Annotated in this window: 14 protein-coding genes and 1 pseudogene; 8 read left to right on the forward strand and 7 right to left on the reverse strand. The window is 59.5% G+C overall.

All coding sequences use genetic code 11. From position 1 onward, the window contains the following. Positions 1-89: 89 nt before the first annotated feature. A complete protein-coding gene (locus HB664_RS21725) occupies positions 90-956 on the reverse strand; it encodes a LysR family transcriptional regulator (protein ID WP_219940203.1) in 867 nt (288 codons plus the stop codon). A 105-nt stretch (positions 957-1,061) separates the two neighbouring features. Here HB664_RS21725 and HB664_RS21730 point away from each other — a divergent pair, with 105 nt between their 5' ends. Beyond that, positions 1,062-1,523, forward strand: a complete 462-nt coding sequence (locus tag HB664_RS21730; protein WP_039263312.1) for a multidrug/biocide efflux PACE transporter — start codon at positions 1,062-1,064, stop codon at positions 1,521-1,523. 119 nt (positions 1,524-1,642) lie between these two features. Continuing rightward, on the forward strand, positions 1,643-2,872 hold the full coding sequence (locus tag HB664_RS21735; RefSeq protein ID WP_048979854.1) for an amino acid permease: 1,230 nt from the start codon (positions 1,643-1,645) through the stop codon (positions 2,870-2,872). Between the two features lie 37 nt (positions 2,873-2,909). Here the strand turns inward: HB664_RS21735 and HB664_RS21740 are convergent, their stop codons facing one another. Further along, positions 2,910-3,362: an Lrp/AsnC family transcriptional regulator gene (locus tag HB664_RS21740; RefSeq protein WP_029742214.1), complete on the reverse strand. Its 453-nt coding sequence runs from the start codon at positions 3,360-3,362 to the stop codon at positions 2,910-2,912. A gap of 115 nt (positions 3,363-3,477) precedes the next feature. On the opposite strand from HB664_RS21740, the gene HB664_RS21745 reads away from it, so the two are divergent. After that, positions 3,478-4,089: a LysE family translocator gene (locus HB664_RS21745; protein ID WP_167819073.1), complete on the forward strand. Its 612-nt coding sequence runs from the start codon at positions 3,478-3,480 to the stop codon at positions 4,087-4,089. A 27-nt stretch (positions 4,090-4,116) separates the two neighbouring features. On the opposite strand, the gene HB664_RS21750 is transcribed toward HB664_RS21745, so the two are convergent. Next, entirely contained in the window at positions 4,117-4,389 is a 273-nt protein-coding gene (locus tag HB664_RS21750; protein ID WP_008499687.1) for a GNAT family N-acetyltransferase, read from the reverse strand. Positions 4,390-4,399: 10 nt separating this feature from the next. After that, positions 4,400-4,630 carry a 4Fe-4S mono-cluster protein YjdI gene (gene yjdI, locus HB664_RS21755; protein ID WP_219940204.1) on the reverse strand — a complete coding sequence of 77 codons (231 nt, stop codon included), beginning with the start codon at positions 4,628-4,630 and terminating at the stop codon, positions 4,400-4,402. Between the two features lie 176 nt (positions 4,631-4,806). Here yjdI and HB664_RS21760 point away from each other — a divergent pair, with 176 nt between their 5' ends. The 5 genes from HB664_RS21760 (at position 4,807) to HB664_RS21780 (ending at position 11,296) form a co-directional block, all read left to right on the forward strand. Further along, positions 4,807-6,447, forward strand: a complete 1,641-nt coding sequence (locus HB664_RS21760) for a sensor histidine kinase (protein ID WP_048975230.1) — start codon at positions 4,807-4,809, stop codon at positions 6,445-6,447. Then, positions 6,431-7,126, forward strand: coding sequence for a response regulator (locus HB664_RS21765; protein ID WP_219940205.1), 696 nt, complete (start codon positions 6,431-6,433; stop codon positions 7,124-7,126). Before HB664_RS21760 ends, HB664_RS21765 begins: the two co-directional genes overlap by 17 nt. Positions 7,127-7,294: 168 nt before the next feature. Next, a complete protein-coding gene (locus HB664_RS21770; protein ID WP_023309072.1) occupies positions 7,295-8,383 on the forward strand; it encodes an ABC transporter substrate-binding protein in 1,089 nt (362 codons plus the stop codon). An 80-nt stretch (positions 8,384-8,463) separates the two neighbouring features. Continuing rightward, positions 8,464-10,233: an iron ABC transporter permease gene (locus HB664_RS21775; protein ID WP_219940206.1), complete on the forward strand. Its 1,770-nt coding sequence runs from the start codon at positions 8,464-8,466 to the stop codon at positions 10,231-10,233. Next, positions 10,226-11,296, forward strand: coding sequence for an ABC transporter ATP-binding protein (locus HB664_RS21780; protein ID WP_039263304.1), 1,071 nt, complete (start codon positions 10,226-10,228; stop codon positions 11,294-11,296). Before HB664_RS21775 ends, HB664_RS21780 begins: the two co-directional genes overlap by 8 nt. Positions 11,297-11,724: 428 nt before the next feature. On the opposite strand, the gene HB664_RS21785 is transcribed toward HB664_RS21780, so the two are convergent. The 3 genes and pseudogenes from HB664_RS21785 to HB664_RS23050 form a co-directional block, all read right to left on the reverse strand. Beyond that, positions 11,725-11,973 carry a hypothetical protein gene (locus HB664_RS21785; protein ID WP_058841043.1) on the reverse strand — a complete coding sequence of 83 codons (249 nt, stop codon included), beginning with the start codon at positions 11,971-11,973 and terminating at the stop codon, positions 11,725-11,727. A gap of 2 nt (positions 11,974-11,975) precedes the next feature. Further along, complete coding sequence (locus HB664_RS23045; RefSeq protein ID WP_375156391.1) at positions 11,976-14,447, reverse strand: hemagglutinin repeat-containing protein; 2,472 nt, start codon at positions 14,445-14,447, stop codon at positions 11,976-11,978. 66 nt (positions 14,448-14,513) lie between these two features. After that, positions 14,514-24,702: pseudogene (locus HB664_RS23050) on the reverse strand (hemagglutinin repeat-containing protein); the annotation flags it as partial. Positions 24,703-24,705 lie beyond the last annotated feature (3 nt).

Raw genomic sequence — 24,705 nt, forward strand, 5'->3', positions numbered from 1 at the left:
ACCTCTATGTTAAATGACATGACGATAGTAGAGGATTGTTACTGGCAATTATCTTAATTGTTTAAAAATAGTGAGTTTAATCACAAGGATCAGCGCGCATCCTGCAGATACTGCCGCAGCCAGCTCCCGGCAACGCCGGGAGGGGATCGTTTATTCCACAGCAGATCGATGCCGATCGCCCGCGGCCAACCGGGAACATTGAGCTGTACCAGGGATTTCGCGGCGGCAAATTCATCCACCAGCGCGCACGGCAGCACGCACCAGCCAAATCCCTGTACCGCCATACTCAAGAGTAACAGGTAATTCGGTGCTGACCAGACGGGCCCGCGCGCGATCTCAGCCTCGCGCTCAAGATAGGTGCTGAGCCGCAGCTCTCGCCAGCCGTGCAGCTCGTCATGCTGAACGTCATGTTGTCCGGCCAGCGGATGCGTGGTCGCGACGTAGATCGCCATGCGGGTCTGCATCGGCAGGCGGGTGACGCCAATATCCGTAGGGTAACTGTCGCGCGCTTCCGTCAGGCCAATCTGCGCTCGCTCCTTTTGCAGCAGATCGATCACGTCCTCTTCCTCGCCAATCAGACATTCGAATTCCGTATGGGGAAAATGCGCGTCAAACTGCTTCATCATCTCTTCCAGCACGTCCGGGTTGAGGGTATCGGAAAGGACAAACGTCAGACGCGCCTCCGTTTGCGCCGTTAGCGATACCGCCAGCTCATCCAGCCGCGTGCTGGCGGCCAGGATCGCCTGCACATAGCCCAGCACCTGTTCTCCCTGGACCGTTAACACCGGCTGGCGCGCCGAGCGGTCAAACAGCTCAAAACCCAGATCGGCTTCAAGATTGCCAATTGACGTGCTGATCGTCGACTGGCTTTTACGCAGCCTTCGCGCGGCAGCGGAAAAAGAGCCCGCCGCAACGGTCTCGACAAACGCCTTAAGGGCTTCGGGTGAATAGCGCATAACCTATCTACTTTAGCGATGGATACTATCTTTAATATATCAGCTTTAGCGATGAAAATAGGCTGCATCAACGCCCATACCGGCGAATTAATGAGGTCTATGACTATGCAACATCAGGATGCACTCCAACGTAAACTGCCGGAGCGGATCTTTCATGCTGTCTGTTTCGAAGGGATTGCTACGGCGATCCTCGCCCCTACGGCGGCGTGGCTCATGCAGCGTTCCGTGGTGGAGATGGGGGGGTTGACCATTATCCTGGCCACTACCGCCATGCTCTGGAACATTCTTTATAACTTCGGCTTCGACCGTTTCTGGCCCGTTCAGCGCGTCAAACGTACCGCAAAAGTACGTGCGCTCCATGCGCTGGGGTTCGAATGCGGGTTTATTGTGATTGGTGTGTCGATTGTCGCCGCCGTGCTGGGCGTTACCCTACTTCAGGCATTCACGCTGGAAATAGGTTTCTTCCTGTTCTTCCTACCGTACACCATGTTCTATAACTGGGCATACGATAGCCTGCGCGAGAAATTTCTTAAGCGTCGCCAGCAACGGCGCGCCCTGGCAGGCTAAACCGCCTTTGGCCGGACGCCCGTTCCGGCCAAACTCCGTCGAAGCAACTGCGCTCTTCAGGCATAACTATGGTAAATTGCACGCCATTCCGATGGTTTGATAGTTGATACGTTGCTCTAATGTCGAAAATTTGGTCAAAAGATGAGACTCTCTGGAGTTTCGCTCTCTATGGCACGGCCGTGGGCGCAGGAACGCTGTTCTTGCCCATTCAGCTGGGCTCCGCAGGCGCTATCGTCCTGTTTATTACCGCCCTCGTGGCCTATCCCTTAACCTACTGGCCGCACCGGGCGCTGGCGCAATTTATCCTGTCGTCAAAAACAAAAGGCAATGAAGGGATCACCGGCGCCGTCTCGCACTATTACGGCAGGAAGATTGGCAACCTGATCACCACGCTCTATTTCATCGCCTTCTTTGTGGTGGTGCAGATTTATGCGGTGGCCATCACCAACTCGCTCACGGAGCAGCTGGCGAAACACCTGACGGTGGATACCGCCGTTCGCGTTCTGGTCAGCCTGGGAGTGGTGCTGGTTCTGAATCTGATCTTCCTGATGGGGCGCCATATCACGATAAAAGTGATGGGCTTCCTGGTGTTTCCGCTGATTGCCTATTTTCTGTTTGTCTCGCTCTATCTGACCGGAAGCTGGCAACCTTCGCTGCTGACCAGCCAGATGGCGTTCGATCGTCATACGCTGCATCAGGTATGGATTTCGATTCCGGTGATGGTGTTTGCTTTCAGCCATACCCCGATTATCTCAACGTTTGCCGTTGACCGTCGCGAGAAGTTTGCCGACGGCGCCATGGATAAATGTAAGAAAATCATGAAGGTGGCGTACCTGATCATCTGCCTGAGCGTGCTGTTTTTTGTCTTCAGCTGCCTGCTCTCAATTCCGCCGTCATACATTGTGGCCGCCAAAGAGCAAGGGGTAACGATCCTGTCCGCGCTGTCGATGATGCCTTCTTCTCCGGCGTGGCTGGGCATTTCCGGGATTATCGTGGCGATTATTGCGATGTCGAAATCGTTCCTCGGCACCTATTTTGGGGTGATTGAAGGGGCGACGGAGATCGTGAAGTCGTCGCTCAATCAGGTGGGCGTGAAAAAGAGCCGCGCCTTTAACCGCGCGATTTCCATTATGGGGGTGTCGTTAATCACCTTTGCCGTCTGCTGCATTAACCCGAACGCCATTTCGATGATTTACGCCATCAGCGGCCCGCTTATCGCCATGATCCTGTTTATCATGCCGACGCTGTCGACGTATCTGATCCCGTCACTGAAACAGTACCGCTCCATTGGCAACCTGCTGACGCTGATCGTCGGCGTGCTGTGCGTGTCGGTGATGTTTGTCGGCTAATCCCCTTTCCTGCCCGGCGCGCTGCCGGGCAGGCCATTTACAGCGGAAAAGGTCTGTCCTGCACGACCGTTTTCATCACAAGCGTAGAGCGAAGGTGCTGCACGCCGGGCATGGCGGAGAGCTTCTCGTCGTAGAGTTTCTGGAAAGCGGACAGGTCGCGGGTCACGACGTGCATCAGATAATCGGGATCGCCAAACAGACGCTGTGCCAGCACGATCTGCGGAATTTCCTCCACCGCCGCTTCAAACGCGCTAACCGCCTTTCTGTCACCCTCCTTCAGCGTCGCAAACACTATCGCCAGGAAGTTGAACCCCATTTTGGCGGGGTCGAGGCTGGCACGGTATCCCGTTATCGCCCCGCTTTGCTCCAGCGCCCGCACGCGACGATGGCACGGCGAGAGGCTCAGATTCACTCTTTCCGCCAGCTCGGTCAGGGATAAACGGCCATCAGACTGTAGCTCAGCAAGAATTTTTCGATCGATGCTATCCATGTGGAAGATTTTCTCATTTTCACGGTGTTATGAGCATAACATTGAAAGCCTATTTCGCAGGGTTAGCGATATTCTTTTTCTCAACGTTTGACGCACTGCGGGAGTTTTCACGACGATGGAAATGAGTATTGTGGCCGGCTTTTGGGTGGTTTCTTTTCTGCTCATCATGACGCCGGGCGCCGACTGGGCCTACGCCATTAGCGCCGGGATTAACGGGCGACGCGTGGTACCGGCGGTGATGGGGTTAATGTCCGGGCATCTGTTAGCTACGCTGATTGTGGTGGCTGGCGTGGGCGTAGTGATTGCTCAGCATCCGCTGGCGTTAACCGGGCTGACCGTTGCGGGGGCCGTGTATCTCCTCTGGCTTGGCATCGGACTGTTGCGTCACCCGGCCGCACCGGAAAAGGCCACCCACCATGCGGGAAACTGGAGACAGTGGGCGGTGAAAGGACTCTGCATTAGCGGCCTTAACCCGAAAGTGTTTTTACTTTTCCTGGCGCTGCTTCCGCAGTTTACCGACCCGACCGGAAGCTGGTCGATAGCGATGCAGATGTCCGCGCTTGGCGTGATGCACCTTATTACCTGTACGCTGGTCTATCTGCTGGTGGGGTATGGTTCGAAAGCGGTACTGGCGACCCGGCCACAGGCGGCGCGTAGGGTGAGCATGGCGTCAGGAGGGATAATGGTGCTGATCGCGATGGTATTGCTGTTTGAGCAGGTAAGATAAAAAAACACCGGCCATCGCCGGTGTTATTTACGCCCGAATATCGTCATATTCCCGCGTTTTATCAAACTCATGCTTCGCGAACGGGCACAGCGGGATAATTTTACGGTTCTCACCGCGCATCTTCTCCACCACTTTCGCCACCAGCTGTTTACCGACGCCCTGCCCTTTCAGGCTCTCATCCACATCGGTGTGCTCGATAATGCTCAGGTGCTCGCCGGTCGGTACAAAGACAATCTCCGCAACCTGGTTGCCGTTCGCATCATTGACGTAAAACTTGTTATGGCCTTCCAAAATATCCATGGTTCCTCGCTTATTTTTGGCGATACCTCAGCGCACCGCTCGGGCAGGTATCAATCACGCGTACAACCGTTTCAACGTCCACTTCATCGGGAATGATCCACGGCTTACGTTTCAGATTAAACAGCTTTGCGCTCCCACGCACGCAGTTACCTGAGTGTTTGCAGATCCCGGTATTGAAGTAAACGTCAATTTTCTCGCCGGTATAGGCCCGGTAACCCGCATCCAGTAGTTCTTTGTCCATGACATTGCCTCTGTAATTATTATCGTGCTGAATGAAGCATAGCCTTACGGGATCCTGATGGCTATAACGCCGAAAACGAAAAGCCAGGTCACAACTCTTTTCTCGCCAGATTGCGTCCGCTATTGGCCCATGTCAGGCTCGGCAAATGTCACTTTTACATAACTTCCGCAGGTTGAATGAAACGCAGACTCTCTTTTCAGGTAAAGCTGTTTTTAGCGCTGGTGTGCTTCTCCTGCCTGCTGTTAGTTCTGCTGGGAACAATCCTGTTTCATTTTATTGACCGACAGCTCCATCACGATCTCGGCCAGCGCGCCCGGGTTCAGGCCAGCCAGATCGCGCTGATGCCGGGTCTGGCGGCAATGGTAGCGGCCAGAGATATTCCGGGAATAGCCCGGTTAATTCAGCCGCTGCGCGCCGAAAGCGATGCCAGCTACATTGTGATTGGCGATACCGAGGAGCAGCACCTTTATCATTCGGAATCCCCGGAGCGTATTAATTTACCGATGATCGGCGGCGATAATGCGGAGGTGTTAAAGGGCAAAACCATTATTTCCGTGCGTCAGGGCGGGATTGGCGTGTCGCTACGCAGCAAAGCGCCCATCTTCAACGCGCAGCATCAGGTGATTGGTATTGTCTCGGTCGGCTATCTGACCTCGTATATTGCCAATATTAACGCCCGCATTCTCTGGCAGTCCGGACTATACGGCGCAGCGCTTCTGCTGCTGCTTTTTATTTTCTCCTGGCTGTTTACCCGCAATTTAAAAAAACAGATGTTCCGGCTGGAGCCGAAAGATATCGCTCAGCTGGTTTTGCAGCAGCGCGCGCTATTAGAAGCCATGTACGAAGGGGTATTTGCCGTTAATGGCGAGAAGCAGCTGATTTTAATTAACCGCGCGGCACGCGAAATGCTGGATATTCGGCAAAGTGAGAAAGAACTTATCGGTAAACCGCTGGAAGACATTCTGCAGACGGCGCCGGGGTTTTTATCCCAGCGCTACGCCTCGGTGAGCGCTGGCAGCCACGACCAGATTGCGGTGCTGAACCAGCGCGAGGTGATCGTCAACCGGGTAGCCATTGAGGTCGAACCGGGCGTTGAAAGCGGTTGGGTATACAGCTTTCGCGACAAAAATGACATCAACACGCTCAGCAGCCAGCTCAGTCAGATCAAACGCTATGCGGATAACCTGCGCATTATGCGCCACGAACAGCTGAACTGGACCGCCACTCTGGTCGGGCTACTGCAGATGAAACACTATGACGAGGCCATCCGTTACATCCAGGTGCAGTCAGAAGGCGCGCAGCGCGTGCTGGACTTTGTCTCAGCCCATTTTGTCTCCCCGGCGCTGTGCGGGCTGCTGCTCGGAAAATACGTCAGCGCGCGCGAAAAAGGCATCGAGCTGCTGTTTGACCCCGCCTGCCAGCTCACCCGCATGCCTGCCGCGCTGAGTGAAACGGAGCTGATGTCCATTATTGGTAATCTGCTGGACAACGCCGTGGAGGCGACACTCAACGCGCCGGTCCACGCGCCGGTAGAACTCTACATTTCTGACCGTAACCAGGAGCTGCTGATCGAGGTGGCTGACCGGGGCTGCGGGGTGGACGATGCGTTGAAGCCGCACATTTTCCGCCAGGGATTCAGCAGCAAGCCGGACAGCGAAAACGACATTGTGGGTACCGAGCACGGTATTGGCCTGTTCCTGGTGGCAGGATATATCGACAAGGCCGGCGGCAGCATTGAGATTGCCGACAACACGCCACAGGGCACTATTTTTTCTGTGTTTATTCCGAATGGGCAACAGCATGACCCGACCACTTGACGTTGTGATAGTTGAAGATGAGCCGCACCTGGCGGAGCTGCATCGCGAGTATATCGAGCAGAATTTCCATCTGCGCGTGGTGGGCATCGCCGCGTCGATTGAGCAGGCATGCAGCCTGATTCGTCAGCACCAGCCGCGACTTATCCTGCTGGACAACTATCTCCCGGACGGTAAAGGCGTGGAGTTAATTGATAATCCGCTACTGAAAAGCTACGAATGCTCGGTGATTTTCATCACCGCCGCAAGCGATATGCAGACCTGCAGCCACGCCATGCGCAGCGGCGCGTTTGACTACCTGATTAAGCCCGTCTTTTTCCAGCGCCTGCACGCCTCGCTGGAGCGGTTTATGCGTTTCATCCACACCGTGCAGCAGGTGAAGGTGGTCGACCAGCATGCGCTGGATCGCCTGTTTAATCTTCCCGCCGCGGAAGCCTCCATTACGCCGTCGACGAAGGGCATTGAACCCCAAACGCTGGAACGGATTAAACGCCTGTTCGCCGAGCATCCCGACGATGCGATGTCGGTTGAAGAGGTGGTGGAAAACGTGGGGATCAGCAAAACCACGGGGCGCCGCTACCTTGAATACTGCGTGGAGAGCGGGTTAATCAGCGTCGAAATGCTGTATGGCAATATTGGTCATCCGCGAAGGTTATACCGCAAAGCGCCCGATAAACCGTAATCCAGAACCGTTCACAGGCTAACGTTCGCGGATTTTATGGTGTTAATTGCTGAAACGACGGCGACAATCACACTTCGGAATCATTGCCCGCTTCACCCTCTTGTGGGTGGAGCCCGATACGCTATGTTGACAATTAGTTCCTCAAATGTAACTAAAAGGTTAACTATAATGTCGAACACGTTCCGAATTTCTCTGCTTACCGCTACTGTACTGTTCTCTGCTTCTGCACTCTCTGCCCTGCCGCAGGGCTATCCTGCTGAATATCAAAAAGTTGTTGATGCCGCAACGAAAGAGGGCAAGGTTGTTATTTACTCCACCACCGACATCAAGGCCGCCGGACCGCTGATCCAGGGCTTCGAAAAAACCTACCCGGGCATTAAAGTCGAATACAACGACATGAACAGCACCGAGCTGTACAACCGCTTCATCAGCGAACAGGCCTCCGGTGGCGTGAGCGGCGACGTGGTCTGGAGCTCCTCTATGGACACCGGCCTGAAGCTCGCCACCGACTACGCCATGGAGTATAAATCGCCGGAGCAAAGCCAGCTGCCGAAATGGGCGGTCTGGAAGGATAAGGCTTATGGCACTACCTATGAGCCGGTGGTCTTTATCTACAACAAGCGCCTGATCCCGGCTGGCGACGTGCCGGATTCTCACGCCGCGCTGGCGAAACTGATTGCCAGCCAGACGGACAAATTCAAGGGCAAAGTCACCACCTACGACATCGAAAAATCGGGTCTGGGCTTTATGCTCTCGGTTCAGGATCACAACGCCGATCCTAATTACTTCAAAACCTTGGCCGACGTCGCCAAAGGTGGCTTATCAGTGCAGTCGTCTACCGGCACCATGATGGAGCGCGTCTCCTCCGGTGAAAACCTGATCGGCTTCAACATCCTCGGTTCCTACGCGGAAGCGCGCGCGAAGAACGATCCTTCGCTCGGCATTTCCTATCCAAAAGATTACACCCTGGTGCTGTCGCGCGTGTCGTTCATCAGCCAGCAATCGCAAAACAGCAACGCCGCGAAGCTGTGGCTGGACTATGTGCTGTCTGAACAAGGGCAAAACATTCTGGCCAATCAGGCGGATATTCCCTCCATTCGTAACGATATCGAAGGGAAAAACGATATCGACGGCCTGACCAAAATCCTCGGCAACGCGCTGAAGCCAATTCCGGTTGATGAAACGCTGCTGGAATACCTGCAGCCGAAAAAACGCCTGGAGTACATCAAAGAGTGGCGTACCGCCGCCGGTAAATAAGCGTCTGAGCGCGGCGCAGGCCGCCGCGCTCCCTTATCGACTGAGTTCGTTTTTCTGGGCCGCAACACCAGGGATACCCCATGAATACATTACGCAGAAAGTGGCAAAGCCTGCCGCGAGGCATCGTCGTACTGATAACCGCCCTGGTTATCTATACGCCGCTGTCGTTTATCGTGATACAGAGCTTCCTGTCCGCCCCGTTCTTTTCGCCGTCAAAAGAGTGGAGCTTTGAATCATTTGAATTTATTTTCACCGACCCTGATTTTTATAAGGCCCTGAAAAGCGGCTTTATTCTTGCTTTCGGGCTGGTCTTTATCTCCATTCCGCTGGGCGGCGTGCTGGCGTTTCTGATGGTGCGTACCGACCTGCCCGGCCGCCGGCTGATTGAGCCGCTGATCCTGGTCCCGATCTTCGTTTCACCGATGGTGCTGGGCTTTGGCTACGTGGTGGCCGCCGGTCCGGTGGGCTTTCTCTCCCAGTGGGCTCAGGCGCTGATTGGTTTTGTGCCGTGGAATATCTACGACATGTCGAGCATTGTGGTCATCGCCGGCCTGACGCACGTCCCGCACGCCTATCTGTATATCTCGTCAGCGCTGCGCAGCGTGGGCTCCGATGTGGAAGAAGCCGCACGCACCGCGGGCGCGTCGCCCTGGCAGGTCATGACCTCCGTCAGCCTGCCGATGGTGCGCCCGTCCATTCTGTACGCCACCGTGCTGCTGTTCTTCCTCGGGCTGGAAGTGTTCGGCCTGATGCTGGTCCTCGGCGACCCGGAAGGCAACATGGTGCTGGCGACCTATCTCTATAAGCTGACGAACAAGATGGGCACCCCATCCTATAACCTGATGGCGGCGGTTGCCGTGGTGCTGATCTGCATCACCATCCCGCTGGTGATGCTCCAGCGTCGCCTGATGCGCACCGCCAACCGCTTCGTCACCATGAAGGGCAAGGCTTCGCACGCCCGCGCGCTGCCGCTGGGTAAATGGCGCTGGGTGGCTGGCGGAGTGATTGCCTTCTGGCTCACCGTCACCATCGGCGTTCCGCTGCTCGGCGTGGTATTGCGCGCGTTTATCTCCAACTGGGGCGTGGGCGTTTCGCTGTGGGACGAGCTTTCTCTGAACACCTTCCGCACCATCTGGGCGCAGCCCAACCTGCTGCGCGCCATCGTCAACTCCATGGCGATTGGCGTGATTGGCGGCGCGCTGGCCGTGGTGTGCTACCTGTTTGTCGGCATTGCCATGCACCGCAAGCCGGACAACACCACGCGTTTTCTGGACTACAGCGTGCTGGTGCCGCGCGCCGTGCCTGGCCTGCTGGCGGGTCTGGCGTTCCTGTGGGTGTTCCTGTTCCTGCCGATGTGGCTGGATAACTCGCTGAAATCCGGCTGGCTTTCCGGGTTCGCCTGGACCGACTGGATGCGTGAAAACGTCATCGTCTGGCTGCGTTCGCTGCGCAGCACCATTTTCAGCGTCTGGCTGGCCTATACCGTGGTGTGGATGGCTTACGGGCTGAGGCTGATCTCTTCCACGCTGCTGCAGGTAGGGCCAGAGCTTGAGGAAGCCGCGCGCAGCACCGGGGCGACGCGCGGGCAGATCACCCGCCACGTCACCATCCCGCTCTCCCGCTACGGCCTTATCGGTTCGTGGCTGCTGATGTTCCTGATCTTTGAGCGTGAATATTCAACGGGTGTGTACCTGCTTTCACCCGGCACGGAGACCATCGGCTCGATGCTGGTTTCCCTCTGGGCCGCGGGTGCCATCGATATCGTGGCGGCGCTCTCTTTCATTAACATCCTGCTGGTCGTGGTAGGTCTGGGCATTGCCCTTCGTTTCGGAGTGAAAATACATGATTGAATTAGCGGTTGACGATCTGCACTTAACCTACGGCGACAATCCTGTTTTAAAAGGTGTCTCCATGAACCTGAAGCGCGGCGAAGTGGTCTCCCTGTTAGGCCCCTCCGGCAGCGGTAAAACCACCCTCCTGCGCGCCGTTGCGGGTCTGGAAAAACCGACGCAGGGGTCCATTGTCATTGGCAATAATAAAGTTTACGACGGCACGCCGCGCAGTGAGATCCCAGCGGAAGAGCGTAACCTTGGGCTGGTGTTCCAGTCCTATGCCCTGTGGCCGCACAAGACCGTGTTTGAGAACGTGGCCTATCCGCTCAAGCTGCGTAAAGTCCCGGCCAAAGAGATCCAGCAGCGCGTGCAGGACGTGCTGGACCAGCTTGGTCTGGGCCATCTTGGCAAACGCCACCCGCACCAGCTCTCCGGTGGGCAGCAGCAGCGCGTGGCGATTGGCCGGGCGCTGGTCTACAACCCGCCGGTGATTTTGCTGGACGAGCCGCTTTCCAACCTCGACGCCAAGCTGCGCGAAGAGGCCCGCGTGTTCCTGCGCGAGCTGATTATCAAGCTCGGGCTATCGGCACTGATGGTGACGCACGACCAGAACGAAGCGATGTCGATTTCCGACCGCATCCTGCTGCTTAACAACGGCAAAATTGAGCAACAGGGCACGCCGCAGGAGATGTACGGCTCGCCGAAAACGCTGTTTACCGCCGAGTTTATGGGCAGCAACAACCGCCTGCACGGCAAAGTCACCGAAGTGCGCGACGGCAAAGCGCGTATTGAAGGAAAAGGTTGGGTGCTGTGGGGCCAGGCCGGTGAAGGGGTGCAGAGCGGTGAAGAAGCGACGGCAGTGATCCGCGTCGAGCGCGTGGCGGTGGTCGAGGGGCCAGGGGAAAATCAGCTTGAGCTGCCGCTGCTCACCAGCATGTATCTCGGCGACCGCTGGGAGTACCTGTTCCGCACGGTGGGAGATGATTTTGTGATCCGCGCGTATGGGCATGAGGTTCGGGATCCGCAGCACTGCCATCTTTCGTTGCCTGAGAAGCATGTTTGGGTGTTCCCGAAAGGGTGAATGTGAGGAGAAAAGGCTGCGGGATGCAGCCTTTTTTGCTTTGACAATCCTGCGTAGAGCCAATGCTGCCAGCGCATCCATACCTTCCACTGCGAGCTAATTCCCATCCAGAGCCTGATTTGCCATCTCCCCCAATAGCTGACCAGGCTTCAGTTTTCATCAGGTTTTTTATGGTATTTGCAACACCCTGATGCTTACCTTCCAGGGCGTTTAGAGCTTTATTGCAGTAACTGTCACCTATCGCCAGGCTCTCAGAGCTACTGCACCATCAGCAGCATAGTCTGCGGAGCCTATTGAAAAATCTCCGGTTTCAGAAAGGGTATCGATGATAGCGTTAGTCGTTGCAGGTAATGGACCTTCACCCACCTTGTCTCTTTTTCCTGACCGATAAAAGTAAGATCCCGGATTGGCGGCCGGGAGCTCTAATATCATGATTCCAATAATCGCAACCAATCATTAAAATCATCAATACCATACAAGTAATCTCGATCTGAGGAAGGAAGATCGACAGCACCTAAGCTTTGAATCACTTTCCAGGCAACTTGATCGGTGATTCTAATATCATCCGCATCAATAATTGAAAAAGCCCATTGAGCAACGTAGGTTCTGTCTACCACACCCACTTTCAACTTATTAATTACGCTAGAAATTTCGTAACGCGTTGGAAGTTCGTTCATATTTATCTCCTTCCTTGATAATTCCCATCAGCATCAAAAATATGGTGGTTCTTATCATTAGTAACGGGTTTCGGAGCCACACTACGAATATTGCCAGCATGATCAAGTGTTTCATACCAAGTTCGGGTTTGACCTGTTTTTGGATCCCACTCTCTTACCAGTCGAGCTCCAGCCATTTCTCCAGTTGTTCTGGAAGGCGTCATATCACCATAAAAGCGATAATTTCCATTCTCCAGTTCCTTAACCCCAGCTTGCCCATATTTCTCAGCCTGTCGATAGTATTCTTTTAGCTTCGCTCCTTCCAGGGAACTAACTGCACGCCCCCCATCTTTTGCTATTCCACCGCCACCTTTCAGCAACTCTCCGTCTGCATCCTCAATTCCAATTTTCAGCATTGGATTAATATCGAAGATATTTGGTTTGTCCTTACTCAGCGAGTTATTCTCAACCTCCACCTTCGCCGTTTCAGACGCCGTCGCCGCCATGGAGACACTGCCATCCGTCACCGCAGCGCCTGCCAGCCCACCCGCGATACTCACGAGGCTACTGACCAGCCGTTTCTCCTCTGCAGTCAGGTCACTGGATTTTTTATCTCCATACAGCGCGCTGACCAGGTGGTCGGTCATCGCCGAGGCCGTAATGGCTCCAATGGCACCAGCCTTCAGGCCATCCGTACTGCTCCCGCCACTCAGCTGCGTCAGCGCCGCCGCCACAATACCGTGCAGCGCGGCACGGGCTGTCGGGTCTTTCTGCTCCTTGACCAGGGTCGCCAGCAGAGGGGCCGCCCCCGCTGCCGCGCCTGCCTTCAGGTTACCGCCAAGCGCACCTGCCAGTAATCCCGCCGCTGCGCTGCCCTTCGTCCAGAAGGCACTCCCCGGACCGTATTCGGTATTCTGATATCCGGGCTGCGTCTTCAGGAACGCTTCCTGCTCCTGCGGCGTATCGCCCTGCAGTTTTCCTTCTGACGCCAGCTTCGCGCCCAGCGCCGCATTGGATTCACGCGCTTTCTGCTCCGCATACTTGCCGTAAGCATCCAGCGCAGAGGTAGCCAGGGCCGCGCCTTCGCTCTGGACCGCCAGGTTATCCCTGACCTTCTGCACATCACCGTTCACGTCCACGCCGTGGTGGGCGTCAGCCGTATCACGGCTCAGGTCAGCAATATCCTGTTTCTGTCCCGCCGGGTTGCGAATGACAATGCTACCGCCACTCACCGCTGATGAGGTCGTGCCGGTGTGGCTCTCTTCTGCCTGGCCCGTACCGATGGCCGGTGCCAGGTTGCGGTTTTCACCGTTGCCGCTGCCGCCCGCGCTGCCGGAAAGCGCCACCATGTAGCCGTTGCCGCTGGTCTGGCTCTCGTTGTGGAGATTACTGAAACCCAGCGTACCGGTGTCGAGGCTATTTTTATCAGCAGACGCCGTGGATGCAATCACCGCGCCGTCAAGCTGGGTATGATTTCCGGTGGTGACAGCAAAGCCGCCCTTGCCTGCGAATATCCCGCTCTGTTCAGCAACGCTCTTACCATTCTGGGTGATATTCTCACCCGATGCACTGACGCTACCGGAAGAGGCACCATAACACAGCGGCGGTATGCACAGGCTGAGGGACGCGCCTGACGAAGACTGCCTGCTGTCATAACTGGCCGTATCCTGCACGCTGCTGATGGTGAGATCGCGCCCGGTGTTGACCACCACACGGTTACCTTCCAGCTCCGCACCTTTCAGGGTGGTGTCGCGTCCGCTGTTCACCGTAAGCTGTTCATCAGCATGGACAACGCTGTTCGTATTGCGCTGCGACTGGCTGTTTTCCTTGCCCTTATGCTGTGACGCTCCCAGTTCCACCGAGATGCCGTTTTGCGCACCAATCAGGCTCACACCGACACCGACGCTGAACTGGCTGCCGCTGTTTTTACTCTCAGAGTGGGTTGTGTTCTGGGAGGCAGACAGCAGAATATCCCGCCCCGCATCCAGCGCCACGTGTTTACCCGCGATCTGTACCCCCATACCGGCAATGTCATTTCCGGCACGAACAGAGACATTCTCGCCGGCATTAATGGTGGTGCCCTGCGTGTCGGTACTGTGGTAACGACTGTCCTGAGATGACGTCCCCGCCGTTAAAGACACTTTAGCCTTGATGAGCGACGAGTCCGACATAGCGCCCTGCGCCGCGGTTGCCGCCGACTGGCCTGTTCTGATGGCGGTCAGCCGTGGATCATCGCCGTTTTCTGCGCTGCGGGCAGCCGTCTCAGCGGCTTTAGCAGCCTCAACAGCCCAGCCCCCAGCAGATGCCGTCACACCATACTGGGCGCTGCTGCTGTGGTTTTCACCGTCACGGGTATCCCGGCTCACCCCCATGAGGACATTTTCGCCACTGAGTGAGACCGATTTACCAGCACGGATATCCGTACCTGACAGGGAGAGATCGTTACCGGCCTGCGCGACAACGCTACCGTTTTTGCTGCTTAGCTGGCTGCGCAATCCGTTTTCGAGGCTGCTATCTTCCCGACTGCTGTTTTTTTCATGGCGGTAGCCTGCCGTGGCGCTGTAACCATCGCCTCCCAGAGTCCCCAGCAATTTGCTGCTGCCGCTGCTCTCACTGCGCGATGTATCGCGTCCGGCAGAAACGGAGATATCTCCATTTGTGGCTGACAGCAGAAGATCGTCCGTGGCGGTCATCAGGCTGCCGCTGATATTCACGCTGCCGTCACGACTGTTAACGTAAATATCTGAGCCCTGAATGACCGACGCGTTTTGTGTGGTCCGGGTGCCGCTACTGTTGCTCTCCGCCTTGCTCATCCCACCCGGCAGGAGTTGATTGCCGTGGGAACCCCCACCCGAGATGGCGCGAACAGCACTTCCGGCGCTCAGGGCGCTCGAGAGATTCCAGCCGCTATTTTTAGTGCTGTTGCTGTATTTTTCGCTGTCTGTGGAGGTGGTGATATCTACGTCGCGTTTCGCATCGAGGATCACCGTTTCACCGGCCTTAGCCTGGCTCCCGGCAATCAGGATATTGCCGCTGTTGCTGCCTCCCTGTTTACCGGTGGCAGTCATCTGGATATTGCCTGCTGCGGCAAGATGGCTGCCGCTGTTAAACTCGCCCTCGTAGTGCGACTCAGAGGAAGACCGGGTGCTTCCTGCGGAAATAGCCATCATCTGGCCTGGTCCGTCAAGCGCGAGCGCACCGCCTTCCGCCCCCAGCCCCTTCACTTTATCGACGGTGCTGTTGCCACTGTTGCCCTTACCACGAACGATATCGCGCACGTTACGCACAGTGTCTTCAAATGGCGCTTTCACACTGACGGTGACGCCAGACGATTTGGACTCCTGCTTCATGGACTCAGTGGTCGTATCCCGTCCAGGAAGGATGGCAATGCTGTCGCCAGTGATATCGATATGGCCGGTTTTGCGGGAGGAATCATCCTTCGCTCTTCCGGCAACCACATCTGCCGCGCTCAACTGGACGTCATTTCCGGCGCTGATGATGACATTACCGCCAGCAGTGCCCACCGTGCTGCGGGCATCGCTCTGCGTTGTATTTGCCCCCTGTCGGGTGCTTTTTGAAGACTGCGACCCGATGGTGATACCCAATCCCGACCCGCTGGAGAAAACGCCGGATTTCTTCGTCTTCTTCATGTCGTAGTGCGTGTCGGTGTTGGTTGCTGCCTCCACGGTCAGATCATTTCCAGCCTTCAGGGCCACATCGCGCTCAGCGGCAACTGATGAGCCCTGCACCGTCAGGTTGTTACCAGCCCGGAGAGCAACGTTGTCGCCGGAAAGCTGCGTACCTTTCTCACGCGTATGCGTCTCTTCGTGGATGGTGTGAGTGGTTTTCTTGCTGAGGAACCCACCGGACGTCTTTTTCTCCTCCCGGTACGCATAGTCACTTTCCGTCGCAGTGGAAAGGGTGATATCCCGCCCGGCGGCCACGGCTGTATTGCCTGCGGCATAGACATCTGCAGCCTGTGCCGTTACATCCCGTCCGGCGATAACAGTCACATTCCCGCCCGCAGTGATGTCGGTTCCCGACTGGCGAACCGACTCGTTAATCACTTTTTTACGGCCTGATTTATAGCTGTCGCCCTGCGTGGTCTCTGCAGCAGCCAGATTCACGTCGCGACCCGCCTGCAGCCCGACGCTTTTCTCCGCTGCCAGCGCGGCGGCCCGGGCGTTGATATCCTGCCCGGCCTTCAGGACCAGGTTATCGCCTGCGGAAATCGTGGTGCGGTCGAGCCCGGTGCTGTGGGACTCGCTTTTCCCTTTCCGGCTGCTTTCGCTTGTCTGTGCCGCGTTCAGGTTCAGATCGTTGCCCGCGCTCAGCCCCGCGCTGCCGCCCGCCTTCAGGTCGCTGGCGGTCACGTCAAGGTTATGCCCGGCATTCACCAGCAGGTTGCCGCCCGCACTGACGTTACTTCCCTGATACGTGACGGAGGAACGGCTGGTTTTCTCCCGGCTGGAGCTGAATGCGTCGTTGATCTGATTCGCGTTGACGGCAATATCGCCCCACGCGTTCAGCAGCATATCGCCGCCGGAGGCCAGGTTCGCCCCGGTGACGGTGATGTTTTTTCCCGCCTCAAGCGACAGGCCATCCTGCGCGGTAATCGACGCCGTGTTGCCCAGCAGGGTGTCCTTCAGGCCGATGTTGCCGTACTTCCCGCCGGCGTTGATATCAATCTGCTCAACCTGCGTCAGGTTGTTGATGCTGCCGTCCAGGCTCTCCAGCGCGACCGTTTTGCCGCTGATAGTGGAGCTGATGTTATTGATATCGCCGATGGCGCTCAGGTTCAGGTCGCCGCCCGCTTTCATCAGGCCGTTGCTGAGGTTGCTGATGCTGTTCTGGCTGTCGAGCGTCAGGCTGTTTTTCGCCAGCAGCGTGCTGCCGCCGTTGGTAATGCTGCCGCCCTTCAGGGTGACGTTGTTGCCCGCGATCACGCTGCCGTTGTTGACGGTGACGTCCTTCGGCGACAGGTAAAGCTTCGGCACCATCACCGTTTCGCCGTTGACGGTGGCTTTCTCCCACCACAGCAGGCTGTGGTCGAGCGCGGCAATCTGATCGGCGGTCAGCGAGACGCCAAACTGCAGGCCCAGCGACTGCTGCGCCGCCGCGGCGTTGTCCATCAGATAGCGCATCTGATCCAGATCGGAGCCGATGCCGTTCAGGTAGCGGTTACCGGTCTGGTTGAGTACCACGTTGGAGACATAGCGGGTATCGAACGCCGCATCGCCGAGGAAGCGGTAATCGTAGTCCGGGTTCAGGTTGAGGCGGCCGAGCATATAGGACGAGCCGAGGAACTGCTTCTCGTCGGTAAACGCCAGCCGCGTCTCCTGCGGCGCCGTGGACGACGGTTTGATCCCGAGCATTGCGTTCAGATCGGCAAACAGGGCGGGATCAAGCTGTCCGAGACCGTTCAGTTTCGGGTTGATGCCGATCAGGTACGGGCTTTTCGGGTTGTCGGAGAAGACAAAATAGCCGTTGTTGCCCGACGGCAGCGGGTAAGCGCTGGTATCGACGCGCTGGCCCTGATAGTGCCCGACGGCGCCGCCCTGAGCGGTTCGGAGATCGGCGGTGGTGACCCCGGCGTTCGCCAGCGTGCCCAGCTGGCCGAGGTTCGCATCGCCTTTCTGCGTGGTGGCAACGTTGCTGAGAGGCGTGCCGGACGCGCCGCCGTTTTCCAGCGCGCCGCCGCCGTTAAGCTGCTGCAGCGCCCCCTGAAGCCGATCGTTCCACTGCGGCGAGGTCACCGCCACGCTGCCGGCAGCGTTCAGCCCCTGTTTTTGCACGCCGCTGCCGATGGTCTGGTTGCTGAGGGTGTTCAGCGACGGGGTGGAGATAACGTTACTGACGCCGCCCGCGTTAGCGGTGGCATTAGTGTTGCTGATGTTGCTGGTGAAGTTTGCGGTGACGTTGCCGCCCGCCTGGATGACGGCGCGGTATGCCGTGTATACAACGCTTTCTGTTGTTCTCCCTGTAAGCTTAAAGCCAGCAATTTCCTTATTTTTAGGTTTCAAGGTATATTTATAATCTTCAACCTTTTGAAGATCGTCAGGAATTACACCTTTATAAGTGTAGATTAAATAATCTGTTGAAACGGAGTTCTCCCAAGATTGGTTTGATAAACTATTCCCTGAAAGATAAATATTATTATTTGCCAGAAGAAGACTGGCGTTATTCGTTAAGTTTCCGGCATTGATAGTTAAGTTTTTCGCTGAACTTATACGGGCCTGCCCACCATTGGCATCCACTTGACTCGTGGTTTGTTTTATAGCGAACTTTTGTTCCACGGTGGAGGCAAATGGAACATATCCCGCAGATGCTGGCTTAGTATAATAACAGCCTGAGCCATTGTTGCCTGCTGCCGAACAACGCTGCTCCTCAGGGTAATAAGCAATACCATAACTACCGTCAGGTAATTTATCTATCGGAACGGTTATTAGCGAATCACCTAATCCCGTTATAGTTTGAGATTTATCTACCGTGGAGATATTTGTCTTTAAACCATCTCTCACATTCAAAAATTGTGCCGTTCTGATCCCAATATCACCACCCTGCGTCTCAATATTCCCCGACGTGTTCACCACCTGGCTGTTCGCATTCCCCGCCGCATCCCGCTGCATCCACAGGTTGTTCCCCGCCATGATGTCGCCACGCCGGTTGGTGATGCTGTCGGCATAAAGCGCCAGGTTATTCGCCGCGTACAGCAGCGCGGTGTTGACGATGGAACCCGGTGCGCTCAGGGTCAGCGAGCCGCGCGTGCCGGTGAAGCCGTCGACGGTAATGTTGCTCCGGCTGGCGACGGTGATGTCGCCCCCGCCCTGCACCGTGCCCGCGGCGTTCAGCGCCACGCTGCTGCCGGAGAGCGTGCTGGTGCCGCCGCCGGTGGTGATTTGTCCGTTGTTGCTGAGCTGCCCGCCCGCGCTGAGGTTAACCGCCTGCCCCTGCAGCACGCTGCGGTTATCGATGTCGCCGCCGCTGCTGATGGTCAGGGTCCGGCCTGCCGCCACGGCGGTCCGGCTGGTAAACGCGTTCGTCAGCTGCAGCGTTAAGTCCCCCAGGGAGACCAGCTGGCCGGTCAGGTCCAGCCCCCGGCTCTGCAGCCACAGGTTGCCGCCGCTCAGCAGCCTGCCGCCCGCGCTCTGGGTCACCTGGTCCGCGCCAATATTCAGCTGCGCGTTGCCGAGCAGCGTGCCGCTGTTGTTCAGCTGGCCGTAGTTAACCGTCAGCTGTCCCGCCTGGGTGGTGCCCTGGCTGGTAAAGGTGGTGCCGGTCAGCGTGGCCCGGTCGGCCACCCACGTGCCGCCGTTAGTGGCGTTTGCCGCATTGAGTATCAGGTCGGTGGCCTGCAGCCAGCCGGTGCCGGTGAACTGCGGCGTGCCGAGCGTCAGGCGCGCGCCGGAGAGCAGCCTGCCGTCGTTACGCGCCTGCGAGGAGGCGGTCACGCGCGTCTCGCCGCCGCCCTGAATCAGGCCGTAGTTAAACAGCGCGGGCGTGGTCAGCGTCAGGCCATCGCGGCTGACGATTTCGCCCCCGCTGCTGTTGGTCAGCGTGCCGCTGAGGGCCAGCGTCGCGCCGTTATCGCCCTGCAGACGTCCGCCGTTGGTGAGCGCCCCGGTGGTGATGCCGAGCGTGCTCCCCTGCATTTTGCCGTCGCTGGTGACGGAGGCCGCCGTGACGTTCAGCGCCCCGCCGGAGAGCAGGGTCCCGGTCGACTGCTGGCTGACCGCGCCGGTCTGGCTGAGGGTCAGGCCATTCACCCCGCTGATGGCGCCGCTGTTGCTGAGCGTGCCGCCGGTCAGCGTCAGGTTTTTCGCCGCCCACTGCCCCTGGTTCACCAGCGTCGCGGCCTGCAGCGTTGCCGCACCCAGCGCGGTAATCTTACTGCCCGTGGTTCCGGTGAGCGTGTCGGCCAGCGTCATCTGCAGCCCGTCGGCACTCTGCACCGTGCCGCTGTTGCTGAGCGACTGCGCGTTAAGCAGAATGTTCTGCGCCTGCCAGCTGCCGGCGTTGGTCACCGCCCCGGAGGCAATGGTCAGCGCGCCCTGAGTGAGCAGCCTGCCGCCTGCGCCGTTAATCAGCGCCTGCTGCGGCGCGGCCATCGCCATGCGCGCCATCAGCCGCTGCTGCCCCTGAACGGTCAGGCTCTGCAGGCCGGTCAGGGTGCCCTGGTTGTTAATGCTGTCCTGGCGCAGCGCGAGGGTGTTCCCCTGCACGGTGCCGCTGTTTTTAAGGGTGCTGCCGCCGAGCGTCACGTCCCCTTCGCTGAGGAGCTGCCCGCGGTTATCCAGCGTCTGTGCGGTGATATCCGCCCGCCCCTGGCTCATCAGCGAGCCGGACGAGGTCAGCGTGCCGCCGGTCGCGGCCGTCAGCGCCCCCTGGCTGAGCAGGGACCCGCCGTGCGTCCAGTCGCCGGTGGCGCGGATGTCCGCGCCGTTCCCCTGCAGCGTGCCCTGCGTAACCAGCTGGCCTGCGTCCAGCGTCAGCATGCCGCCGGAGAGGGTGCGCGAGGCCGCGCCCGTGGTCAGCGCGGTGCCGGTGAGCGCCAGGCCGTTCGTTCCCTGCATCAGGCCGTCGTTGTTCATCTCGCGGGCGGTCAGGGAGAGCGTGCCGCCGGTGATGCGCCCCGGGTTCGCCAGGGTGTCCGCGGTGAAGGTGGTTGCGCCGCCGCTCTGCAGCAGCCCGGTATTGGTTAACGCCCCGCCGAACGTGCCGCTGAGCCCCGCCAGCCCGTTCACCGTGCCGCTGTTGGTGAGGGTGGTGCCGGTCATGTCCAGCGTCGCGCCCTGCAGCGTACCGGCGTTCGTCAGCTGTCCGCCCGTCAGCGTGAAGCCGCCGCCGGAGAGCCATTTGCCGTTCAGCGCGTTGATAAAGCGGTCAGCGGCGGCGTTAACCGCGCTGCTGCCCTGCATCAGGCCGCTGTTGCGCAGCTCCGTCGCGCCTGCGGTCAGCGTTCTGCCCGCCACCGTGCCGCTGCTGGTCAGCGTCGTCGCGTGAAGCGCGGCATCGCCGGTGGCCACGATGTTCCCGGCATTGCTCAGGGCGTTGCCCAGCCCCAAATCCAGGTCCTGCGCCTGAATATCGCCCTGGTTGGTCAGGTCGCTGCCCCGGAGGGTGAGCCCGCCGTTCACCAGCAGCAGACCGGCGTTATCGAGCGTATCCAGGGACAGATTCAGGCCGCTTCCGCTCACCAGCTGCCCGGTGGCGCCGTTGCTCAGCGCGCGGGTGGTCAGCGCCAGCGTGTCGTTGCCCTGCAGCATGCCGGTGTTGGTCAGCTGCGCGGCGTTCACCGTCAGCGCTTTCCCCGCCAGCCGGCCGTCGTTAAACAGCTGCGCCGCCGTCAGCGTGAAGAGGTTCTGGCTGAGCAGGGCGCCCGTGTTGTCCAGCCTGCCGGTTGCGGCAAGCGTCAGGGCGTCCAGCGCCTGAACGCTGCCCTGGTTATTCAGGCCTGCGGCGTCCAGCGTGGCGCTGCGCCCCTGCAGGCTGCCCGCGTTGCTGAGCGTGTGTCCGCTCAGGGTGAGGGTCTCACCGCCCGTCACCTGCCCCTGAGTCTGGTTCGCGAAGGTGTTGCCGGACCAGGCCAGCGTGCTGCTGCCCTGAAGCAGGCCGCTGTTCTGCAGGTCGCCCCGCAGGGTCAGCACTTTCGCCAGCAGCTGGCCCCGGTTATCGGTATTGCCGGCCTGAACGTCCAGCGCCTGCTGGCTGAGCACCTTACCGCTGTTGGTCAGCGCGCCGGTCACCGCCGCCGTCACGCCCGCTTCCCCCAGCGCGTTACCGGTGTTCATCCACTCGCCGGTGGCCAGGTTCAGGGTGTTGCCCTGCATGAGCCCGGCGTTGTTAAGGGTGGTGTGGTGCAGGCCGAGCGCGCCACCGGAGAGCAGCATGCCCGCCTGCAGGTTGCTGAGCTGTGCCCCCGTCGCCGTCAGCGAGCGGGTTCCCTGCAGCGTGCCGCCGTTGGTCACCGACGCGCTGTTGAACTGCGCGTCGGTACCGGCCATCAGCCCGCTGTTGGTCAGGCTGGCGGCGGTCAGCGTCAGGCCGTCCCGGGCAATCACCCGGCCGCCCGCCTCGTTGCTGACCTGACGGGTCAGGTTCAGCAGCAGCGCGGTGGCGCTGAGCTCGCCGCTGCTGGCAAGGGTGTCGCCGCTGAGCGTCAGCGTTCCGCCGCTGCGCAGCGCGCCGCGGTTAGTGAGGTCTGCCACGCCGAGCGTCAGGGCCGCGTCCCCTCGACGGTGCCCTGGTTCTCCAGGCTGTCCGCCGTGATGTGCAGGTCGCCGGCGGCAATACTGCCCGCGTTAACCAGAGTAGTGCCGTTCAGGGTGAGCCGGTCGTCCGCCAGCAGGCGTCCGCTGCTGGTCAGGCTGAGGTAGTCGCTGCTCAGGCTGACGCCGTTGATTTCACCCTGGTTGGTCAGCGTGTCGCCTTTAATGCGCAGCGTGCCGTCGGTGGTGATAAGCCCGCCGTTGGCCAGCACCGGAACGTTCAGCGTTAAATCCTGCGCGCTGTAGACCGACCCGCCCGCGAGGTTCGTGAGTGACCCGGTCTTCAGGCCGAGCAGGGTGGTCCCCTGCAGCAGCCCGCCGTTCTCCACCGAGGCAGCGTCCAGGGAGAGGATACCGGCAACCAGCGAGCCGCTGCTGGTGATGCGCCCGGGGCCGTCAGGGTCATACGGTCCGCTTTTGCGGCGCCGGACTGGAGGATGTTCTGTCCGCTGAGAGTAATGGCGCCGGCGGTGAGCTCCCCGCCGCTGGTCAGGTCGCCGGACGCGTTAAAGCTCAGCGCGTCACCGGTGGATTTCCCGGCGTGCGCAATCGTGCCCGCCGTCACCGACAGGGCGCCTTTCGCCGCCTGGGTGCCGTTCAGCGCGGCGCTCTGCGCCTGCAGGGTGAGCCCCTGCCCGCTCTGCAGGTGCGCGTCCCGGCCGGTGGTCAGGTCGCCGGCGCTGACGGTGACCGCCCCCGCCGCGTCCGTCTGCCCGTTCAGGCTGGCGCTGCGGGTCGCGGTAATCTGTATATTGCCCTGGCTGGTCGTGCGGGACGCCTGACCGCTGGTCAGGGTGCCGGCCTGCGCCGTCAGCGCCGTCGCGCCGGACAGGGTGCCGTTCTGCTCAAGCACGCCTGCGGTCACGTTCATCGCGCCGTCAGCCAGCAGGCTGCCGTCGTTACGCAGGGCCTGCTGCGCCGTGACGTCCGCATTGCCCTTCGCGCTCAGCGTGCCCCGCTGCGCCAGGGTTCCGGCGCTTAACGTCAGGCTGCCGGCGCTCTGCAGGGTGCCGCTGTTGGTCACCGTCTGCCCCTTCAGGGTGACGTCGCTGCCCTGCGCCGTGCCGCCGTTCGTCAGCTCTCCGGCGTTCACGTCCAGACGGCCTTTCGCCGCCAGCAGGCCGCTGCTGGACACCCTGTCGCCGGAGAGCGCAATGTCGCGCCCCGCATTCACCTGCCCCTGGTTACTGACGGTGCTGCCCGTCAGGCGGATATCGGCCGCGGCATCGGCCCGGCTCTGGCCGTCCAGCACCAGCTGCCCGCCGCTCAGCGCCAGGCTCTCCCCTGCCGAGACCGCACTGCCCGTGGATGACAGCGTGCCGCCGCTGCTGAGCGTCGCCGCGCCGCGGGAGATAAGGGAGGTATTGCTGAGCGTCATCGCCTGCCCGCTGCTGACCGCCAGCGCGCCCGCGCTGTTTGTCCCGCCGCCCGTCATCTGCACTTTCCCCGCCGCGGAAAGGCGCATGTCGCCCTGGCTGGCGAGCGTGCTGTTACTGAGCTCCATATCCTGCGAGCTGGCCACGTTCAGTGCGCCCCCTGCCTGATGGCTGCCGCTGAGGGCCACCCCCGCGCCCTTCGCGCTAATCGAGCCGCTGGCGAGGCTGTTCCTGACCGTCAGTCTGCCGCCCGCATCCAGCTGAATGTCGCCCTGCCGCGCGGTGAGGTTGCCGAGGTTAACCCCGACGCCCGCCTCGCTGGAGACCAGGCGGATACGGTTCGCATACATCCCGCCGAGCGCGCCGGTATCCACCGCCACCACGGGCGCGGCGCCCTCGCCGGCAACCGGCCTGACGCTGCCGTCGGCGCCCACGCGGTTCGCCCCTGCGGTCACCGTCAGGTCGTTCGCGTGGATCGCGGCGTTCACCTCCGTTGCGCGCGCAATCAGCGACAGCGCGTCGCTTTTACTGGCGTCCAGCCCCTGGCCTTCAACCGTGATGGCGCCTTTTGTCACCTCCAGCGCCAGCAGGTTACCGCTGGCGTCAAACTGCGGCTTGCCGGTGGTCAGGGTGACGTTCGGGGTGTTGATAAATCCGCACCCGTTACAGGTAATGCCGTAGGGGTTGGCCACCATGACGTTTGCCGCCTTACCGGCGACTTCCGTGTAGCCCTGCAGCTGCGAGCGGCTGGCGCCCGTGACTTCGTTGATGATGCCTGTCGCTTCCCGCCCGGCCTGCAGATTGGGGTTGTTCTGGATAAGCCCGCCGAGCTGCGTCCGGGTTAAGCGGTCCGTGCCGTTGTTGAGGATAAGCCCCTCGCTGCCGACGTTATACTCACCGAACTGGTTATGCGAGATACCCGCCCCGTTCGGGGTGGCGATGTTGACGACCGGCACCCCGTTCCCCGCCCGGTCGACCGTGGTCTGCCCGGCCGGCGTAAGCGCCGCCGCGACGGCGGGTGCCACCGGCTGCCAGACCATCAGGCCGCAGACAATCCAGCTGATCAGACGCTGCGAGAAACGAACGGGTGGGTGACGGGTATCCATAGT

This window comes from Enterobacter sp. DNB-S2 (genome assembly GCF_019443845.1).
GTDB classification, from domain to species: domain Bacteria; phylum Pseudomonadota; class Gammaproteobacteria; order Enterobacterales; family Enterobacteriaceae; genus Enterobacter; species Enterobacter asburiae_B.

What these genes read in the sequence shown, in the direction of transcription:
- HB664_RS21725 (WP_219940203.1), bottom strand. Translation starts at nt 956, where the DNA reads ATGCGCTATTCACCCGAAGCCCTTAAGGCGTTTGTCGAGACCGTTGCG.
- HB664_RS21730 (WP_039263312.1), top strand. Translation starts at nt 1,062, where the DNA reads ATGCAACATCAGGATGCACTCCAACGTAAACTGCCGGAGCGGATCTTT.
- HB664_RS21735 (WP_048979854.1), top strand. Translation starts at nt 1,643, where the DNA reads ATGTCGAAAATTTGGTCAAAAGATGAGACTCTCTGGAGTTTCGCTCTC.
- HB664_RS21740 (WP_029742214.1), bottom strand. Translation starts at nt 3,362, where the DNA reads ATGGATAGCATCGATCGAAAAATTCTTGCTGAGCTACAGTCTGATGGC.
- HB664_RS21745 (WP_167819073.1), top strand. Translation starts at nt 3,478, where the DNA reads ATGGAAATGAGTATTGTGGCCGGCTTTTGGGTGGTTTCTTTTCTGCTC.
- HB664_RS21750 (WP_008499687.1), bottom strand. Translation starts at nt 4,389, where the DNA reads ATGGATATTTTGGAAGGCCATAACAAGTTTTACGTCAATGATGCGAAC.
- yjdI (WP_219940204.1), bottom strand. Translation starts at nt 4,630, where the DNA reads ATGGACAAAGAACTACTGGATGCGGGTTACCGGGCCTATACCGGCGAG.
- HB664_RS21760 (WP_048975230.1), top strand. Translation starts at nt 4,807, where the DNA reads ATGAAACGCAGACTCTCTTTTCAGGTAAAGCTGTTTTTAGCGCTGGTG.
- HB664_RS21765 (WP_219940205.1), top strand. Translation starts at nt 6,431, where the DNA reads ATGACCCGACCACTTGACGTTGTGATAGTTGAAGATGAGCCGCACCTG.
- HB664_RS21770 (WP_023309072.1), top strand. Translation starts at nt 7,295, where the DNA reads ATGTCGAACACGTTCCGAATTTCTCTGCTTACCGCTACTGTACTGTTC.
- HB664_RS21775 (WP_219940206.1), top strand. Translation starts at nt 8,464, where the DNA reads ATGAATACATTACGCAGAAAGTGGCAAAGCCTGCCGCGAGGCATCGTC.
- HB664_RS21780 (WP_039263304.1), top strand. Translation starts at nt 10,226, where the DNA reads ATGATTGAATTAGCGGTTGACGATCTGCACTTAACCTACGGCGACAAT.
- HB664_RS21785 (WP_058841043.1), bottom strand. Translation starts at nt 11,973, where the DNA reads ATGAACGAACTTCCAACGCGTTACGAAATTTCTAGCGTAATTAATAAG.